The sequence below is a fragment of the Exiguobacterium sp. K1 genome, assembly GCF_033721435.1.
In the GTDB taxonomy this organism is placed as follows: domain Bacteria; phylum Bacillota; class Bacilli; order Exiguobacteriales; family Exiguobacteriaceae; genus Exiguobacterium_A; species Exiguobacterium_A artemiae.
The window spans coordinates 205,257-223,153 of record NZ_JAOTIT010000004.1 but is presented as its reverse complement, the minus strand read 5'-3'; the positions used below and the strand labels follow the sequence as shown (position 1 = coordinate 223,153).

Genomic DNA, 17,897 nt, shown 5'->3' with positions numbered 1-17,897 from the left:
ACAAAATCCCTTCTGATATCAGAAGGGATTTTGTTCATTTCAGTTCAGCTACCGCAGCAGCCGGTGCAGTCACCGGTTCACGTGTCATGACCGAGACGACACGTCCTGCAATCGCGACGGCAAGTAAGGTATACAATGTTAAGCTCAACGGCAAGTAGACGAGTGAAATGAGAAGGACGACGGCATCGAGACCAAATAAAATCGTCCCGATTGATAAGCCGGTCAGCTTACTGAGTCCCATCGATAACAGATCGTCGCCGCCTGTTGCGGCACCGCTTTTCAAGACAAGTCCGAGACCGTAGCCGGTCACGATCCCGCTTGCGATCGCTGCAATCAAGGTTGCCGGCCAAGCCTGCTCCGGAAAATGAAACAGATCCAACCGGTACCACATTTCATAAAATAGTGACAACGCGCCGGCTGAGATCAATGCTTCGCCGACAAACCGTTTGCCTTTAAAATAAAGTGCTCCGATAAAAAACGGAATATCGAGTACAATCATCGAAATCGATGGATTGATGTCAAAAAAGTAGCGTCCGAGCAACGATAAGCCGATAAATCCGCCTTCCGCCAAACCAAACTGTTCATTCAAGGTATAGTAGCCGAACGCCATAAGCAGCGTTCCGGCCAAGATGGTCATAATTCGTTTCATGTGTTGTCCTCTCCCGTATCTTCCATGGGAGAGGGTCTAATTGTCCCGTTTGGGTATTCATCTATTTTCGCTCTCCCTGATTTTTTTCAAGCCATTACCTTCCTGTTCAATGAAGATTGGCGCTGCTAAAAATCAGGTAAGCTGAATAGATGATCGGTCCTCTCGGTATCCATCGGTTTCCACCCTTTCACGTTTTGTCTTTCTTATTATAACCCGAACTTCACAAACTGAAACAGTTTTACGTGTTTTTTACACAAACGACACAGTGCATACCTCATTTGCTCACTTATTCACAGATTAGACAAATCTATGCTCAATAGTGAACAAAGTACTTGAAAATGACTTTGTGAAGTAATACACTAAGAATATCAAATGAATGTGATATTTATCACAAACAAAACAAAAAGGGGACTTTACTCATGAAAGTAGCAGTCATCGGTTGTACACACGCAGGAACAGCAGCAGTTAAAGAATTAACTTCACAGCACGAGCAATTGGATATCACCGTTTACGAACGAAACGATAACGTCTCTTTCCTCTCTTGCGGCATCGCGCTTCACGTCGGTGGCGTCGTCGAGCATGCTGAGTCGCTGTTTTATTCTTCACCGGATGAACTGGCTGAGCTTGGTGCAAACATGCGCTTAAAACATGATGTTCTCGAAATCGACAGCACGAATCAAACGATTGTTGCCAAAAACCTCGTAACGGGTGAAACCGTTTATGATACGTACGATAAATTGATCATGACGACGGGTTCATGGCCGATCATCCCGATGTTACCGGGAATTGAACTCAATCAAATCGAGCTCTGTAAAAACTATCACCATGCACAAACAATCATTAAAAAAGCGACAGATGCAGAGCGGATTACAGTCGTCGGTGCCGGCTACATCGGTGCTGAACTGGTCGAAGCCTTTGAAGCCTACGGTAAAGATGTCACGTTCATCGACAGTGCCGACCGGATTTTAAATAAATACCTGGATCGTTCCTTCACCGACATCATCGAACAGGAACTCACGGACCGCGGTATTCATCTCGAATTGAACCAGACTGTTCAAAGCTTTACCGGTGTTGACGGAAACGTCACACAAGTCGTCACGGATAAAGGAACGTTTGAAACGGATCTCGTCATTCTCTGTGTCGGTTTCCGACCAAGCACGGAACTGTTAAAAGGACAAATCGACATGTTACCGAACGGTGCCATCATCGTCGATGACTATATGCGGACAAGTAATCCGAACATTTTTGCCGCCGGCGACAGCTGTGCTGTCTACTACAATCCGGCCCGGACACACGCGTACATTCCGCTCGCAACGAATGCCGTCCGCATGGGAACACTCGTCGGGAAAAACCTGCTTGCTCCGAAAATCCGTTATCAAGGAACGCAAGGAACATCCGGTCTGCGGTTATACGACTTGAATATCGCGTCAACCGGTCTGACAGAAGATGCCGCGCCATTCTTCGGTTTGGAAGTAGCGAGCACGACGGTTCAGGATGCCTACCGTCCTGAGTTTATGCCGACAGCTGAAAATGTCCAATTGAAACTCGTTTATGAAACAACGACTCACCGTCTTGTCGGAGCGCAAATCATCTCAAAAGTTGATTTGACACAAGCCATGAATACGTTATCGGTGGCCATTCAAAACGACATGACGCTCGAAGAATTGGCGTTCGTCGACTTCTTCTTCCAACCGCATTACAACAAACCATGGAACCTGCTGAACCAAGCAGCTTTACAAGGCATGAATGAACTGACATCGGAACGCGTTTAATGCATCACCTTCCCCTTCTCTCTTCAAATCGGAGTCCACATCCGTGGATTCCGATTTTTTTATTTTTCATCTAATCAATTCCGATAATCTGTTGCGGCTGCTTTGCCCGGTCTCCTTCCACAGCTGCTAAAAACTTCACTCGGTTAATCAATTGACGTTTAGACGTGAAGTGACAGGGAACATACTTCTTATGCAAACGAAACCACTATCACAGGAGGAATCAATTCATGTCACAGTCTAACAATCCACTTACACAATATTTCAATGATGACTTCCCGAAACAATATCAGGAGGCACCGGCTGTCCAGGCAAAAATGGAACCCGTCCCCGATTGTGGTGAAGAAAGCTACAAAGGATCCGGTAAATTAAAAGGCAAAAAAGCTTTGATCACAGGAGGCGATTCCGGAATCGGTCGCGCCGCTGCCATCGCTTATGCCCGTGAAGGTGCCGATGTGTTCCTCAATTATCTTCCGGAAGAACAGCAAGACGCGGAAGAAGTCAAAGCACTCGTCGAAGCAGCCGGACAAAAGGCATACTTACTTGCCGGTGACCTCAGTGACGAAACGTTCTGTCAACAACTCGTCAAAGAAGCACATGATTCACTAGGCGGAATTGATATTTTGGCACTCGTCGCCGGTAAACAACAAGCTGTCGAGGACATCATGGACCTGTCGACGGAACAACTCCGCAAAACATATGAAATCAACGTCTTTTCATTGTTCTGGGTCGTCAAAGCGGCTCTTCCGCTGTTAAAAGAAGGAGCTTCCATCATCACGACGACTTCGGTTCAAGGATACAATCCAAGTGCGAACCTGCTTGACTACGCGTCAACAAAATTTGCCATCAATGGTTTCACACGCGGACTTGCGAAACAAGTCGCGCCAAAAGGCATCCGCGTCAACTCGATTGCACCGGGTCCAATCTGGACACCACTTCAGATTTCAGGAGGACAACCAAGCGAAAACATTCCAGAATTCGGACAGGAAACACCGCTTAAACGAAGCGGTCAACCGGTCGAACTCTCGAGCGTCTATGTCTTCCTCGCTTCGGATGACGCCAGTTATGTAACAGCTCAAATTTATGGTGTCACAGGCGGAATCGAACTCGCTTAATTCAATTTTTTTCAACCAGGCAGCTTTGATGGCGACATCAAAGCTGCTTTTTTGGTTATGAGTTGCTTCTCCCTGCCCGGTTTAGTCTAATGAAGGTATACATATGACAGGAGATGATTCACATGACGGAAAAAGAAAAAATGATTCAAGGTCAATTGTATTTAGCCGGAGATGCGGAACTGGTCGCTGATCGAAAGCGGGCTCAGATGCTTTGTCATCAATTTAATCAACTCAGCATCAACGAGTTACCTGCCCGAAAGTCGCTCCTGCAGGAACTGTTCCAAATCGAGCAGACCGATTTTTACATCGAACCATCTTTTAAATGTGATTACGGCTACAACATTACATTCGGCGCACGGTTTTATGCCAATTACGATTGTGTACTGCTCGACATTTGTCCGATTACGATCGGCGACAACTGTATGCTCGCTCCGGGTGTCCATATATATACGGCGACGCATCCGCTCGATCCGGTCGAACGCAACAGCGGTTATGAATTCGGGAAACCGGTTGTCATCGGGGACAACGTCTGGATCGGCGGACGTGCCGTCATCGCACCGGGCGTAACGATCGGTGACAATGCTGTCATCGCAGCCGGAAGTGTCGTCGTCAAAGATGTTGCTCCGAATACGGTGGTCGGAGGAAATCCGGCCCGCTTCATCAAATCGATTTAATTTCTCATCAAATTTTAATCTAATCCTCAGTCTCCTCTCACGTACGGGCGCTATTCTAAGAATAAGAAAAGCAGCTACCACTACGGAGGAGGAATTATCATGACAAACGAAAAACGTACGGACAAACCTAAAAAAAATATGGTGAAACGCGGGCTCGCTTCAATCGCTATCACAGGGACCGTTTTGACAGGCGCAGGCGCCTTCTTGCTGTTCACCGGTCCAGGACATTCGCTTATCAATTCAACGGTTACGACGTCAGAACAAGTGGAACAAAAAGTCGAAGCCGCTTCAACAAAAGTATCAAGTAACGTCAAACAGTCGCTTCCAAGCTCATTCCGGGATGATGATCAGGAAATGGAAGGAACGTTAAAAGAAGTAACCGACAATTCTGTTACGATTACCCGCAACGGATCGGATCAATCTTATCCGTTCGCTTCATCCGCTGAAATCGAACAGGCACAAGCCGGCGACTGGATTAAAATCGAACTCAATCAGGACGGTCTTGTCCGGGAACTCGAACGCGAAGATGACCGCAACGACCGGGATGGTCGAGAGGATGATTCCGCCGATGACCGCAATGAAGTGAACGGTGTCGTCAAAGAATTATCGAATGAACAAATCGTTTTGACGCAAAACGGTTCCGATCAAACGTACCGCTTCATCGAGCAGGCAGAACTTGAACAGGCGCAAGCCGGGGACCGCGTGAAACTGGAATTGAACGCGGACGGTCTCGTCCGGGAACTCGACCGGGAAGATGCGGATGACCAGGACGCTCGAAGCGATGACCGTCAAGACGATGCGACGGATGACCGAGATATCCGCGGTTCATTGGTTCGTGTGACCGACTCACAAGTCGTCATTGAACAAAACGGTAAAAATGTGACGTTTGAACGGGCACAAAACATGGAACAGGATAATGATGTGCAGATTGATTCACCCGTCGAACTGGAATTGAACGGTTCACAACAAGTGACAGAAATCGACGAACAGTCGTAAGGAGGACAATGTATGACACCTACTATCTTAATCGTCGAGGACGATTCGAAAATCGCCCGATTGCTCGAACTGGAATTAAACCATGCCGGATACGCGACGCAGGTCGCCTTCAACGGTAAAGATGGCTTAGCAGCTGCTGAGACTGACATCGATCTCGTCTTACTCGACGTGATGATGCCGGAGCTCAGCGGCTTCGAGGTGCTTCGCCGGCTCCGAGCAAACGGTAATCCGGTTCCGGTAATCCTGTTGACGGCACGAGGCGAAGTCTATGATAAGGTCGCCGGGCTTGATCTCGGGGCCAATGATTACGTGACGAAACCGTTTGAAATCGAGGAACTGTTGGCACGGATCCGCGGGTTACTCCGTTTGACGATCCGTACAGCGGTCGAAACCAATCAGCTACACTACGCCGATCTCTTACTCGATTTGGACCGGCATGAAGCGTTTCGAAGCGATGTTCCGCTCGATTTGACGCCACGTGAATTCGATTTGTTGTCTTATCTGATGGAAAACAAGGAGCACGTTTTGACCCGTGAGCAAATTCTCAATCGGGTCTGGGGTTATGATTACTTCGGGGAAACGAATATCGTCGATGTTTACATCCGGTATTTACGCAAAAAAATGGACCGCCATCAGCCTTCCCTTATCCAGACGGTTCGGGGAATCGGTTATGTTTTAAGGGAGGAGAAAGGATGAAGTTACGGACGAAACTCGCCTTATCCGTCACATTGTTCACGACCCTTTTATTGCTGTTGTCTTTTTTAGTCGTCACGTATGTCGTCCGTGATCATTTGATTGAATCCCGCTTCACGCAACTCGAACAAGCGGAAGAACTGATGGAGGATGATTCGACGACACGGGCGTTATTGACACTTCATGAAGATTCTGTTGTTCTTTCCCGTAACGACGGACGCTGGGTCATCACGAACGATGAAGAGGAGGATGATTCCGCTACTGTCAACGGTGATGTCCGGGCACGCGATCTTCCCGGTATCCCGACGACCCGCGACGAACCGTTCAAATCCGGCAACTGGTTTGGTGTCGTCCATCAAGATCAGGCGTATCTGTTTGAAGACGATACGGTGGATGATACGGTCTCGACGCTGATTTTCGCCTTTTCGATCGTCCTGATCGCCGCCGTCATCATTGCCTTTCTCAGCAGTTTTTTCATCGCCTATCAAACGTTGCGTCCACTCCGTCAACTCGGTCAGACGATGGAACGGATTTCCGACTCCGGCACACTTGAAACCGTTCCGGAACAGCAAAATGATGAAATCGGACAACTCGGAAAAGTCTTTAACCGGATGATCGGCCGTGTCGATCAAACAATGGAACAGCAACGGCAGTTCGTCGCCGATGTTTCACATGAGATGAAGACACCACTGACCGTCATCGAAGGGTATGCAAAGCTCCTGAAACGCTGGGGTAAAACAAATCCTGACGTCCTTGAAGAATCGATCAGCAATATTCTGAACGAAACGCATACGATGCGGAGTGGACTGATTGAACCGATGCTCGAATTATCACGGCTCGGCTACGGCGAAACGACGACAGAAACCATCGATTTGAAACAGCTCGGCGCCGAGGTCGCGGACCGGATGCACCATGCCTATGCCATCACGATTCCCGTGGATGCGACCGGTACCGTTACGGCCAATCACGAGGCACTCGTCCGGATTTTGACGATTTTCATCGATAATGCGATCAAATACGCCAAAGATCCGGAAATCCGTCTCCGACCGGACCGGCTTGAGGTCCTGGACCGCGGCACCCACTTATCTGACGCGCAGCGCGCTCGTTTGTTTGATCGGTTTTACCGGCTCGATGAAGCACGTGACCGGTCCGGCAGCGGTCTGGGTCTGTCGATTGCGGCCGCTTTGGCGGAACATCATCAGCTGTCGGTCGGCAGTGAGGCCCGCCCGGACGGCGGCAGCTGTTTTTACATCACCTGTCGCTGAACACTCGGAATGAAACCTTCCCTCGTCTTTTGGCGTACACTAGAGACAAGAGTCAGATGAGGAAAGAAGGTTATGAACAATGGCTAAAAAACGTTGGGGAGGCTTAGCCGTCGCCGGAGCATTTCTGCTCTCAAAAGGTAAAGTGCTGCTCGCTCTCTTAAAATTCTCTAAATTTGGCGGAACGTTAATCTCGTTCGGAATTTCGTTATTGTTTTACGCACAAATTTTCGGCGTCTGGTTTGGCGTCGGCTTATTGTATCTGTTGTTCATTCACGAAATGGGGCATCTCGCAGCCGCCAAACGGCTAGGCTTCAAGACAGGGCCGGCCATCTTTGTGCCGTTCATGGGAGCTGTCATCGGAATCAAGGATACATTCCGGACACCGAAACAAGAAGCGATTTTGGCTTACGGGGGACCGTTTGCCGGATTACTTTCCCTCATTCCGCTTTTAATCGGATATGCGGTGACCGGAAACGATTTTTGGCTTGTCATCTTCCACTTGGGTGCCTTGCTGAACCTGTTTAATCTGCTGCCGGTCAGCCCGCTTGACGGCGGACGGATTTTAGCCGGTCTGCCGATTGTCGTCTGGATCGCCGGTCTCGCGGCCTTGATTGCCTATGGTATCACCCATTTCAGCATTATTCTGTTGTTGATTGCTTTCCTTGGCGGAAGTGCAGTCTGGAAACGATATCAGTTCGCTAAACAATACGAGAACAACAAATCGGTTCTGATGTTATACCGGGCAGCCCGCAGCCGTGTTCTGCAGGCGAAAGTCGAGCAGGAACACGCGACCGCAACAGAAACCGGTTCGGACGAAATGATTGATGAAACGGACGACACAACGGTTTCCACTTATGATCCGATTGCCTGGTCACTCCGGCACGACCTCCAGGATTTACGGAGCGCCAGTCCGGAAGACGCAAAAAGTGCCGCCGATGAGTTGCTCCGCTATCAATATGACTCGGCCAATGATTATGATGCTTTGATCCGTCGACTTGACCAACGGATTGAACCGTTACTCGAGGCTGAAAAATCAGTTGAATACCATCAGATGCCAAAGAAACAACAGACGGTTACGCTGTTTGCTTACCTGGCTCTCGGTGCGATTCTCTTCATTGCATTTGAATACTCAAAAGGATATCTTCCGACGCCATCCTAAGCGGTCGCGACATTTAAACAGACACTCCGTCGTTCATATCCGGAGTGTCTGTTAATCGTTTTGCACATTGCTTGATTCGATTACTTGCATCCGTCTGTCGAAGCGACTAATCTGAATGAAAATCCATGTCCCTGTTTCGAAAAAAAGGAGGCTCTCCTGATGATGAATAAAAATACGGCTCGATTGGGAGAAGCACCCATTAACAAACTCCTGATCGGCCTGTCGCTCCCGGCGATGATCGGGATGCTCGTGACCGCTCTCTACAATATTGTCGATACAATCTTTGTCGCCCAGGGAATCGGAACGGTTGCCGTCGCTGCTGTCGGTATCGCTTTTCCCGTCCAGCTTGTCTTGATGGCCATCTCGAACTCGGTCGGAATCGGCGGTGCTGCCATTGCTTCTCAGCGGCTCGGTCAAAAAAATCTGGCAGGTGCCAGTCGGGCCTATGCGAATGTCCTGATGACGGTCTTTGTTGTCAGTATGCTCGCCATTATCACAGCGTTCATCTTCGTCGAACCGTTGTTGCGTGTGTTCGGTGCGACACCGGAGATCATGCCGTACAGTATTGATTTCCTCCGTGTCCTGTTGCTCGGTTCCCCGTTCTTCATGTTGACGATGGCTTCCAGTGCCATGCTTCGGGCAGAAGGACGGGCCAGTTATCAAATGCGGGTCATGCTGACGACGGTCGCGATCAACATCGTCCTGACTCCGCTGTTTATTTTCGGACTCGACTGGGGCATTCAAGGTGCCGCTCTCGGGACAGTTGTTGCACAAATCGTCGGATCCGTCCTGATTTTCCGATTCTTTTTTACGAAATCAAAAAAGACGAGTCTAGTCCTTGACCGGGAAGCGTTCCGGTTTGATCCGAAACTGGTCGGCCGGATGGGACAAATCGGCTCTTCTTCTTTTATCATGCAAGTATCACAGTCGATTTTGTTCATCACCGTCAATCATATGCTCGTCCGTTACGGTGGTACGACAGAACTCGCAACCTTTGCCGTCATCAATAAGTTCATGGCACTCGTCGGAATGCCGATCATGGGCATCGTCCAAGGCATGCAACCGATTGTCGGGTATAATTTCGGATCGAAACAGTTTGACCGGATGTCACAAGCCATCAAACTGGCCATTCGTTACGGCTTGACGTTATCCATCACCCTATGGCTGTTGATTCAGCTGTTTCCCCGTTTTTGGGTCGGGATGTTTACGGAAGACGCGACGTTACTTAACGAAGGTTCGACTGCGATGCGGATTTTATTCGCCATTTCATTCGTGTATGGCATTCAGATGATTGTCAACGGTATGTATCAATCGCTCGCCAAGGCACGGATCGCCCTGTTCCTGTCGCTCTCACGGCAGACCTTATATACGATTCCGCTCGTTCTGATCTTACCGATGTTCTTCGGCGTACAAGGAGTTTGGTTCGCCTTTCCGATCGCCGATTTGATGGCGGTTTTAACGGCAGTTGTCTTTGCCTACCGTGACCGGATCATGCTCTTTAAGCCGGATGAGTATGCAGCACCGGAAGAACAGGAAAAATCGGCACAAGCCAAATAACCAAAAAGTCCGTTCTGTCTTAAAGGCAGACGGACTTTTTGGTTAAAAGAAAAAGACGAACATGCATTCTAAATCAAAATACGGTATGCTGTTTAAAAAGGAGAGATGACATGCCACCTTATACCTTAGCGATTGATTTTGAAACCGCGAACCGAAACAGCCGCAGCATCTGTGCCTTCGGCTGGTCTGTTTTATCCGAAGGACGCGTCGTGACGAGCGAGCAGGTTCTGATTAATCCGGAAGAAGATTTTGATGCCGGCAACATCCGTGTCCACGGCATTCGCCCGAGTGACGTCTGGGATGCACCGGCCTTACCGGAAGCAATGGAAGCACACGGATTGTTTAAGTTAATCGAGAAGGCCGAACTTGTCATTGCCCATAATGCGGCTTTTGATATGGGAGCGCTCCAAAAAGCCGTTCAAAAATATGACTTATATCAAATGCCGACGTTTCAATATGGCTGTACGGTTAAACTGTCACGCAAGCTGTATCCATGGTTACCGAACCATAAGTTAAATACGATGGCGAAATTTTTAAATGTTTCGTTTAAGCACCATGATGCGAAAGAAGATGCCTACATCTGTGCTTTATTACTACAGGATATGTTTGACCGGACGAATATCGAACATCCGGTCGAACTACACCGTTTTTGTGGCGTTCGGATGGGTGAAGTCGCTTACTGATGCTAAAAAAGGAGCCACTCAAAATTCTGAGTGGCTCCTTTTCGTATTTCTTATTTCGTTGTTTGTTTAATCGGGAACCAGCCTGGACGGCTCGTGATTCCCTGCCATAGTGCATCCGGTACGACGAGTTCCGCCTGTGCCGACGGATCGAGTTCTGTCCGGATCGATTCCGTTTCACCAGTTTCGACTTTTTCGACCCATTTCGGTTCCATGATTAACTCACGGCCCAGGGCGACGAGTGGCACGACTTCAAGCGAACGCTCGACTTCTTCCGGTGTATGGAGTGAACCGACACCGATAACTGGAACCTGTTGACCGACACGCTCTTGAACTAAGCTGATTGGCGAACGTGTTTCGTTTTGATCACGAATTGATCCGGCAAAGAAGTCCATCACAGAAACGTGCAGGTAGTCGAGATCTTTTTTCGCAAGTGCATCAACGAGTTGCATCGTATCGTCGAGTGTAATTCCCGGATTTTCAACTTCTTCCGGTGAGAAACGGTAACCGACGATGAACGAAGGATCTTGTTTTGCAACGGCTTCGACCGCATCGACGACGGCTAGTGGGAAAGCAAGACGTTTTTCAAGACTGCCGCCCCATTTGTCCTCACGACGGTTCGAATGCGGAGAAACGAATTGTTGAATTAAGTACGTGTTCGCACCATGAATCTCCACTCCATCAAATCCGGCTTCCATTGCCCGGCGTGTCGCTTGACCGAACGCTTCGATGATCGCTTCGACTTCTGCTTCTTCCAGTGCACGTGGTGTCATTGCGCCTTCACGTTCTGGTGCTACTGCACTTGCGCTGACGGTTTGTCCGCCGACGAGTTCCGGTGGTGCCATACGACCTGCGTGGAAAATTTGCAGAATCGCTTTTGCGCCTTGATCTTGGATCGTTGTCGCGAGACGTTTCAGGCTCGGAATCAATTCATCGCGTTCAGCGCCAAACTCATTCGGAAACCCTTGACCGTCTGCCGTGACATTGGCACAGGCTGTGATGACTGCACCGACTCCACCTGAACGTGCTGCGTAGTAGGCAAGCTCCGCTTCTGAAACTTCACCGTTTTCTTCCGCCGCGTAGTTTGTCATCGGCGCCATCATAATCCGGTTTTTAAGTGTCACTCCGTTTGGAAGTGTAAACGTATCAAACATCTTTTCATTAGCCATTGAAGCATATCCTCCTCTGAAATCTTAACTTGAATATCGTCAGTATACGCCCGCTCTGCTTTAAATGACTAATGATGTGCTTCACTGATGTTCTGTCTGCTGAATGGGGTATCAAATCCGGTACTTCCGTTTCCGCCGTCCGCCCGGCCACCACCAGTTCCAATGTCCGAACAGCTTCATCAACGCCGGAACAAGAAACATCCGGACAATCGTCGCATCAATGAAAATCGCCAAAGCAATTCCGACGCCAAGCTGTTTAATTGGACTAACGCCCGTAAACGCGAAAGCCCCGGTGACGACAATCATGATCAAGGCGGCTGAGGTGATGATTTTACTCGTCTTCGCCAGTCCCATTTCCGTTGCGAGGTCATTATCCCCGGTCTCATCGTAGTATTCTTCCATTCGTGAGACGAGAAATACTTCGTAGTCCATCGACAATCCGAACACAAGCGAGAAGATGAAGACCGGTGTTAAAATACCGATGGTTTCGGCCGGAAAAACCCAACCGGACTCAAACAAAATGACAAGCAACCCGAATGTGGCACCGAGGCTGAGCAGGTTCATCAAAATCGCTTTGATCGGAATCAGGATGGACTGGAATGCAAACAACAGGATGATGAATGTCGCAAGTAAGACAAGGCCTAACGCGAGCGGCATCTTCGAATAGATTTCATCATAAATTTCCTGATTGAAGGCCGCCGGTCCTCCGACCTGATAGCCCTGGTCCCGCACGTCGCGGACCCATTTTTGTGAACTCTTGTCTCCCGGATCTCCCGTCAACTTGACGTTAACCCGGGCAATTCCTGAATCAAAAGCAATCAACGATGCCAACTGTTGTTTCCCTTGTTCACTTGCGGCAATCTGAGTCACGGTCTGTCCGTTCGCTTCCGCCAGTGACGTCGCTGAGATAACGCTGCTGACCCCGGCATCTGCTTCAAGTCGTGTCGTCAATGCTTCCAGTTTTTCGACACCCTGTTCCGTTTGAAAATCAGCTTTCAGCAAGACGACGGCATCGGTCCCGTCGTCCCCGAAGGTTTTTTCCCACGCTTCAAAGGCAAGGCGCGATTCATAATCTTCCGGCAAAGCACTTGCCTGCGGAATATTCAGTTCCAAATCACGCAACGGAATTAAACACGGCAACAGCAATAGAAGCGAAAAGATGGTGATAGCGACCGGACGTTTCATGACGAACCGGGCGAGCTTACGCCACCTGACTTCTCCCTGCTCCGAATCCGCTTTGAAAATCCGGCCCTTTTCCAGACTCCCGCCCAGTAATGCCAGCAAAGCCGGAAGTAAGGTTACGGCGCTGATGACAGCACCAAGCACCGAGACCAATGTTCCGATCGCAACTGCTTGAAAGACGTCGACGTCAATGACAAGTAATCCCGCCAATCCGACAAAAACACAAATCCCGGAAAATAAAATGGATCGTCCAGCCGTCGCCACCGAAACTTCCGCCGTTTCCGTAATCGATCGTCCGGCTGTCCGTTCTTCCCGGAACCGATTGACATACAGCAGGGAAAAATCAATTCCGAGGGCAAGTGAAATCATCGCTACGGCATTTAAGACAAAGATGGATAATTCCTGTTGTCCGGCGATGAAATACAGTGTTCCGGCCCCGAAGATGAATGTGACGAGTCCCATGATGAGCGGCAAGATAGCCGCGAGCGGTGTACCGAAAACGAGAAACAGGACCAGTAAGGCTGCCGGGACGCCAATCAATTCAGCACGGACCAAATCATTTTTGGACGCTGTATTCAAATCGTCAACGATCAACGGCTCCCCTGTCAGTCGAATCGTACTGCCGTCCTGCGGATCGAGTTTTTGTTGTACTGTCTTGACCCAAGAGGAATCAATGTCCGGTATCCCGATCGAGACATATCCTTTCCCGTCTTTGAATGCTTCCGGATTTTCCTGCGGACCGACGACCTGTCCGACACCTTGAATCGTCCGAAACGCTTTGACGTGGCGTTCCATTTCCTGCCGGATGCTTTCTTTTTCCCCTTCAAACAACACGATAATTTGGTGGGGATCCTGCTTGAATTCCTTTTCTAACGTGCGTTCGACTTGTTGAAATTCCCCGTCCCGGGTAAAGCCGTTTCCTTTCAGCTGATCCGGCAGCTGCACTGCAAAATAACCGAGGATCAGCAACAATACCACCCAAGTCACGCTGATGCCTTTTCGAAAACGGACTACGTATCGACCAAAACGTTCCATCTGTCATCTTCCTCCCTGTATACAAGAAACACATCCTTCGCCTGCTGCGACAAAGGATGTGTTTACGTCTTCTGAAAAATTTGGAGCCACGTATTTCCGAAATTTGCCGACGTCGAGACGATGGCCAGTCGTTGCGCCGATTCATCCAGTAAGATCGTCTTTAACAGGATAGATGACTGGCATCCATCAAATTTAAATTTCAGTTGCTCTTTTTCGTACAGATAAAATCGATTGGCATCCGTTACAGAAAACAGATGTTCCCGGCTGTCGACCAGCAAATAATCATCGTACTCGGAAAACGGAATCAATTGTTCCTGTTCCGTAAACGCATCCCAAATGACATAACGCGCTTGATTCACATCATAGGAAATCATCGTTCCCGGTGCCAGCAGACGTTCAAACGCATACTGCGGGTCATACCCCCGTTCAATCAAACGTCCTAATAAAGGAGCTTCGTCATAATCCGAAAAAGTTCCTTCCTGTTTTTCAAAATCATAACGTACGACATCGGTTTCAGCCGAATACATAAAAATTTGTTTGCCTCGCCATTCATAAAGATTACTGAACCAAGCGTCCGTAAAGTGGCTGGGACGATTCATATATTGGAGACGTCCGTCTCTTAAATCGAGTAAACCAAACAATGAAGTTTCTTCAAAAACGATGAACACACGGTATCCGTCCGGTTCAAAGAACCAGGTAAACGGAACATACGCACATGCTGTCTCCCACCGTATTCTCAAATCCAAATCACATTTTGTAAATCCGCCTTGATCCCGGTATAAAACCAGATCATCACCGAATCGGTCAAAAAGTGAAACAGATTCATGGAACAACAGCTCAGCGGCTGGTTTATACATACGCATCACTTCCTACTCCCTACGGTATCAACCTTCTTCATTTCTAGCTACTGTCGATGCGCTCGAAGAGCATGTCCTGTATACTTAAAGGAAACAAAAAGGAGGTCTACACACAATGAAACCCCTACAACTGTCTGCTGATACAGCTGTTGAACTTTCGAAACGTCTCAATGTGCCGCTCGAACAGTTAATGCATATGCCGCGGCATATTTTAATACAAAAACTGGTCGAATTAGAAGCGGAACAATCCGACTCTTCTTCTGTAGATGATACATCTTCAGAAGATAAATGATACAAATATGCCCTTCTTTCGTGCGCTGGCCGCATAAAAGAAGGGCATTGTTCTTTATAGAATCAAGATTGTGGATTATATTCGGACTTTCCATAACGGAAAACATTAACAATCGCTTTTCCATCACTCGGATAACCGTTCGGATGATCGATCGGAAATAACGAGAAGAAAATGAAATAGAACGAGAAATAGGCGAATTGATACGTAAAGATTGAAGCCTCGAAAACACCCGCATAAATCAGACCGTTTACGATCAGGATACTCGCCAGATTGAAGATGGCTCCACCGGCGTAAACCATGATGTTCGTAAACTTATTTTCGTGACGAAGCGCCTCGTACTGACACCACCCGTCCCAGAAATAAACGCGGTTCAAGCGGATGGGACCGACGCGTAACAAGGATTTTCCCGATCCGATATTGATTTCCATGTTACCGCCAAACAGACGTGCGAAAAAGTAATGACCCATCTCATGAATTAACGTGACGATTGGTAAGAGTAAAAAAAACGAGAAGAAAAATTTCCAGATATCATTGAAGCCAAACATACGATACATCCTTTCAAAAAACCAGCACTCTAAATACTACTTATAGTATGTTCCCGGAAGTCATGAATTAAAACAGTAAACTTAGAAATTCATTAAGTCATTCTGATGACACCGCAACACGACTGTCACGTCATGCACTACGGCTAAATCAAAAAAAGAATCGGCGTCCACATCAGTGAACCCCGATTCTTCCAAGCGTCTTATACATCATTTATTATTTTTACGTCGTTTGTTCGCTGCATAGAGCAAACCAAGAATCGTCAGTGCGGCACCGCCTGCCACTGCATATTTCTTATAGTCTGCTTTTCGTTCGGCAATCACCGTCGTCGATAAGGCTTTCACGACAAGTTGTTTTTCTTCGTGTAAACGGGGGGCGTGGATTTTTACGACCCCTTCTTCGACAAGAATTTCGAACTCGCCGCTCGGTAACTCGATTGTCACATCATGGTCCGTCGCATTGTGATACACCCGCTGACGCTCCACATATCCTTCGTACGTCCGCTTCAATTCATACGCAATGATACCTTCCTCTTCCTCGAGGAAGCGGAGATGTTTCCGGATCATTGCTGTATTTTCCAGACGGAACATCGGATACTGGCGCCGCAGGGCAATCAATCCTTTGACATATTCGACGCCGGCACGGAATTGTTCCGCGCGCTCATAATCCAATTGATTCACGACTTCTCCGGAATTAAAACTGTCCCGAATCCCGTTTTTCGTCCGGAAAAACTCCTGCCCTGCATGTAAAAACGGAATACCTTGGCCGGTTAAGATAATCGCATTCGCTAGCATTTGCCGCTTTCGACGGATTTCATCCGTATCTTCCGGTTTTGACACGGACAATTTGTCCCAAATCGTTAAATCATCATGGGCTTCAACGTACGAAACGACCTGATTCGGTTCCTCCGCAAAGCCTTGCGAAGAGACGTTTCCGGCGATTCCCCGTTTGACTTCATTCGTCCGCTCGAACGCCCCGCTGATGAATCCCCGGTCAGCCGGTGTTTGAACGTCACCTTTGACACCGTCACGTAATCCGTTGTTGAAATGAGCGATTCCCGGCATCTGCGGCGCATTAAAGTAGTTGGCCTTTTGATCGGCTGCGAGTGGTGTGTCAAGATCCCACCCTTCCCCGATAATTAAAATCGACGGGTCAATCCGGTCAAGGGCATGACGAACCTGATTCATCGTTTCGACGTCATGTAAGCCCATCAAATCGAACCGGAATCCGTCCAGATGATACTCTTTCGCCCAATAAGTCACACAATCAAGAATGAATTTCCGCATCATAAAGCGTTCTGATGCTGTGTCGTTCCCGCAGAAACTTCCGTTTGAAAGTGTTCCGTCCGCTGCCTGCCGGAAAAAGTAACCCGGAACGAATTGTCCAAGTGGTGCCGTTTCCGCATCATAGACATGATTAAAAACGACGTCCATTACAACGCGAATGCCTCGATCGTGTAAGGCTTGAATCAAGGCTTTTAATTCCCGGATCCGTGCTGCCGGATCATCCGGGTTCGACGAATAGGAACCTTCCGGCGCAAAGTAATTGACGGGATCATATCCCCAGTTGTAGTTATCCGGATCATTTGGTGCCGCCTCATTGACTGAACCGAAATCATAAATGGGAAGAAGTTGGACATGCGTCACACCTAGGTCCGTCAGATAATCAAGACCCGTCAATCCGCCTGCCGGTGTCCGTGTTCCCGCTTCCGTTAATCCGCGGAATGTGCCCCGCTCGATGACCCCACTCGCCGGATGGCTCGTCGCGTCCCGAACATGCAATTCATAGATGACAGCGTCTTGTGACGAATGGAACAAAGGACGTTCCTCAATCCAACGTTCCGGGTGAATCGCCGACGGATCGATTAATGCCCCCCGTTTGCCGTTCGTCCCGACTGCTTTCGCGTACGGATCGACTGCTTCGACTTTCTGTCCGTTGATGCTGGCTTGAAACGTATAAAAGTAACCTTCATACACAGCGCGATCCAGTTCGACGACGAATGTCCCCTGCTGATCTGCCGTCAATTCAAGTTCTTCAACTTTCCTTGCCCGCAATGTCCGGTACAAACGAATTACGACACGTTCCGCCGTCGGTGCCCATAAACGGACACGTATCGTATGCTCATCAAACGTCGCTCCTAAATCCGATCCTTTATAGGCATAGCGCTCATCCAACTCTTCCGGTGTGAGCGTCAACATATCTGCTGTTTGTTTCAAAGCCATGCACCCCTTTCATTTCATGGTTTTCATTATAACAAAATTT

The 17,897-nt window shown here is 48.5% G+C and carries 16 protein-coding genes; 10 read left to right on the top strand and 6 right to left on the bottom strand.

What is annotated here, in order from left to right; genetic code table 11:
• Window positions 1-34: 34 nt before the first annotated feature.
• On the bottom strand, window positions 35-649 hold the full coding sequence (locus N7U64_RS10835; RefSeq protein ID WP_290828186.1) for a YitT family protein: 615 nt from the start codon (window positions 647-649) through the stop codon (window positions 35-37).
• Between the two features lie 419 nt (window positions 650-1,068).
• On the opposite strand from N7U64_RS10835, the gene N7U64_RS10830 reads away from it, so the two are divergent.
• The 9 genes from N7U64_RS10830 (at window position 1,069) to N7U64_RS10790 (ending at window position 10,560) form a co-directional block, all read left to right on the top strand.
• Entirely contained in the window at window positions 1,069-2,421 is a 1,353-nt protein-coding gene (locus N7U64_RS10830; protein ID WP_318929783.1) for an FAD-dependent oxidoreductase, read from the top strand.
• 227 nt (window positions 2,422-2,648) lie between these two features.
• Window positions 2,649-3,533: an SDR family oxidoreductase gene (locus tag N7U64_RS10825; protein ID WP_318929782.1), complete on the top strand. Its 885-nt coding sequence runs from the start codon at window positions 2,649-2,651 to the stop codon at window positions 3,531-3,533.
• Window positions 3,534-3,655: 122 nt separating this feature from the next.
• On the top strand, window positions 3,656-4,207 hold the full coding sequence (locus N7U64_RS10820; RefSeq protein ID WP_131503468.1) for a maltose acetyltransferase domain-containing protein: 552 nt from the start codon (window positions 3,656-3,658) through the stop codon (window positions 4,205-4,207).
• Window positions 4,208-4,306: 99 nt separating this feature from the next.
• Window positions 4,307-5,203, top strand: coding sequence for a hypothetical protein (locus tag N7U64_RS10815; RefSeq protein ID WP_318929781.1), 897 nt, complete (start codon window positions 4,307-4,309; stop codon window positions 5,201-5,203).
• A gap of 12 nt (window positions 5,204-5,215) precedes the next feature.
• Window positions 5,216-5,899 (top strand): response regulator transcription factor, encoded by a 684-nt coding sequence (locus tag N7U64_RS10810; RefSeq protein WP_318094064.1) that lies wholly within the window; start codon window positions 5,216-5,218, stop codon window positions 5,897-5,899.
• Window positions 5,896-7,161, top strand: a complete 1,266-nt coding sequence (locus tag N7U64_RS10805; protein ID WP_318929780.1) for a HAMP domain-containing sensor histidine kinase — start codon at window positions 5,896-5,898, stop codon at window positions 7,159-7,161. The genes N7U64_RS10810 and N7U64_RS10805 overlap by 4 nt, the downstream gene beginning before the upstream one ends.
• 79 nt (window positions 7,162-7,240) lie before the next feature.
• Window positions 7,241-8,320 (top strand): site-2 protease family protein, encoded by a 1,080-nt coding sequence (locus N7U64_RS10800; protein ID WP_318929779.1) that lies wholly within the window; start codon window positions 7,241-7,243, stop codon window positions 8,318-8,320.
• 159 nt (window positions 8,321-8,479) lie between these two features.
• A complete protein-coding gene (locus N7U64_RS10795; protein WP_318929778.1) occupies window positions 8,480-9,877 on the top strand; it encodes an MATE family efflux transporter in 1,398 nt (465 codons plus the stop codon).
• Window positions 9,878-9,987: 110 nt separating this feature from the next.
• The gene (locus tag N7U64_RS10790; RefSeq protein ID WP_318929777.1) at window positions 9,988-10,560 is read left to right on the top strand and encodes a 3'-5' exonuclease; all 573 of its coding nucleotides are present in this window, start codon (window positions 9,988-9,990) and stop codon (window positions 10,558-10,560) included.
• A 50-nt stretch (window positions 10,561-10,610) separates the two neighbouring features.
• Here the strand turns inward: N7U64_RS10790 and N7U64_RS10785 are convergent, their stop codons facing one another.
• The 3 genes from N7U64_RS10785 to N7U64_RS10775 form a co-directional block, all read right to left on the bottom strand.
• Window positions 10,611-11,726 carry an NADH-dependent flavin oxidoreductase gene (locus N7U64_RS10785; protein ID WP_318929776.1) on the bottom strand — a complete coding sequence of 372 codons (1,116 nt, stop codon included), beginning with the start codon at window positions 11,724-11,726 and terminating at the stop codon, window positions 10,611-10,613.
• A 111-nt stretch (window positions 11,727-11,837) separates the two neighbouring features.
• On the bottom strand, window positions 11,838-13,943 hold the full coding sequence (locus N7U64_RS10780) for an MMPL family transporter (RefSeq protein WP_318929775.1): 2,106 nt from the start codon (window positions 13,941-13,943) through the stop codon (window positions 11,838-11,840).
• A gap of 62 nt (window positions 13,944-14,005) precedes the next feature.
• On the bottom strand, window positions 14,006-14,800 hold the full coding sequence (locus N7U64_RS10775; RefSeq protein WP_318929774.1) for a hypothetical protein: 795 nt from the start codon (window positions 14,798-14,800) through the stop codon (window positions 14,006-14,008).
• A gap of 115 nt (window positions 14,801-14,915) precedes the next feature.
• Here N7U64_RS10775 and N7U64_RS10770 point away from each other — a divergent pair, with 115 nt between their 5' ends.
• The gene (locus N7U64_RS10770; protein WP_318929773.1) at window positions 14,916-15,092 is read left to right on the top strand and encodes a YycC family protein; all 177 of its coding nucleotides are present in this window, start codon (window positions 14,916-14,918) and stop codon (window positions 15,090-15,092) included.
• A gap of 62 nt (window positions 15,093-15,154) precedes the next feature.
• On the opposite strand, the gene N7U64_RS10765 is transcribed toward N7U64_RS10770, so the two are convergent.
• Both N7U64_RS10765 and pulA read right to left on the bottom strand, forming a co-directional pair.
• Window positions 15,155-15,637, bottom strand: coding sequence for a hypothetical protein (locus N7U64_RS10765; protein WP_012371714.1), 483 nt, complete (start codon window positions 15,635-15,637; stop codon window positions 15,155-15,157).
• 207 nt (window positions 15,638-15,844) lie between these two features.
• Window positions 15,845-17,857 carry a type I pullulanase gene (gene pulA, locus N7U64_RS10760; RefSeq protein WP_318929772.1) on the bottom strand — a complete coding sequence of 671 codons (2,013 nt, stop codon included), beginning with the start codon at window positions 17,855-17,857 and terminating at the stop codon, window positions 15,845-15,847.
• Window positions 17,858-17,897: the final 40 nt, after the last annotated feature.

Bases quoted from the DNA above. Each gene is read 5' to 3' on its own strand.
- N7U64_RS10835 (WP_290828186.1), bottom strand. From the start codon at position 649: ATGAAACGAATTATGACCATCTTGGCCGGAACGCTGCTTATGGCGTTC.
- N7U64_RS10830 (WP_318929783.1), top strand. From the start codon at position 1,069: ATGAAAGTAGCAGTCATCGGTTGTACACACGCAGGAACAGCAGCAGTT.
- N7U64_RS10825 (WP_318929782.1), top strand. From the start codon at position 2,649: ATGTCACAGTCTAACAATCCACTTACACAATATTTCAATGATGACTTC.
- N7U64_RS10820 (WP_131503468.1), top strand. From the start codon at position 3,656: ATGACGGAAAAAGAAAAAATGATTCAAGGTCAATTGTATTTAGCCGGA.
- N7U64_RS10815 (WP_318929781.1), top strand. From the start codon at position 4,307: ATGACAAACGAAAAACGTACGGACAAACCTAAAAAAAATATGGTGAAA.
- N7U64_RS10810 (WP_318094064.1), top strand. From the start codon at position 5,216: ATGACACCTACTATCTTAATCGTCGAGGACGATTCGAAAATCGCCCGA.
- N7U64_RS10805 (WP_318929780.1), top strand. From the start codon at position 5,896: ATGAAGTTACGGACGAAACTCGCCTTATCCGTCACATTGTTCACGACC.
- N7U64_RS10800 (WP_318929779.1), top strand. From the start codon at position 7,241: ATGGCTAAAAAACGTTGGGGAGGCTTAGCCGTCGCCGGAGCATTTCTG.
- N7U64_RS10795 (WP_318929778.1), top strand. From the start codon at position 8,480: ATGATGAATAAAAATACGGCTCGATTGGGAGAAGCACCCATTAACAAA.
- N7U64_RS10790 (WP_318929777.1), top strand. From the start codon at position 9,988: ATGCCACCTTATACCTTAGCGATTGATTTTGAAACCGCGAACCGAAAC.
- N7U64_RS10785 (WP_318929776.1), bottom strand. From the start codon at position 11,726: ATGGCTAATGAAAAGATGTTTGATACGTTTACACTTCCAAACGGAGTG.
- N7U64_RS10780 (WP_318929775.1), bottom strand. From the start codon at position 13,943: ATGGAACGTTTTGGTCGATACGTAGTCCGTTTTCGAAAAGGCATCAGC.
- N7U64_RS10775 (WP_318929774.1), bottom strand. From the start codon at position 14,800: ATGTATAAACCAGCCGCTGAGCTGTTGTTCCATGAATCTGTTTCACTT.
- N7U64_RS10770 (WP_318929773.1), top strand. From the start codon at position 14,916: ATGAAACCCCTACAACTGTCTGCTGATACAGCTGTTGAACTTTCGAAA.
- N7U64_RS10765 (WP_012371714.1), bottom strand. From the start codon at position 15,637: ATGTTTGGCTTCAATGATATCTGGAAATTTTTCTTCTCGTTTTTTTTA.
- pulA (WP_318929772.1), bottom strand. From the start codon at position 17,857: ATGGCTTTGAAACAAACAGCAGATATGTTGACGCTCACACCGGAAGAG.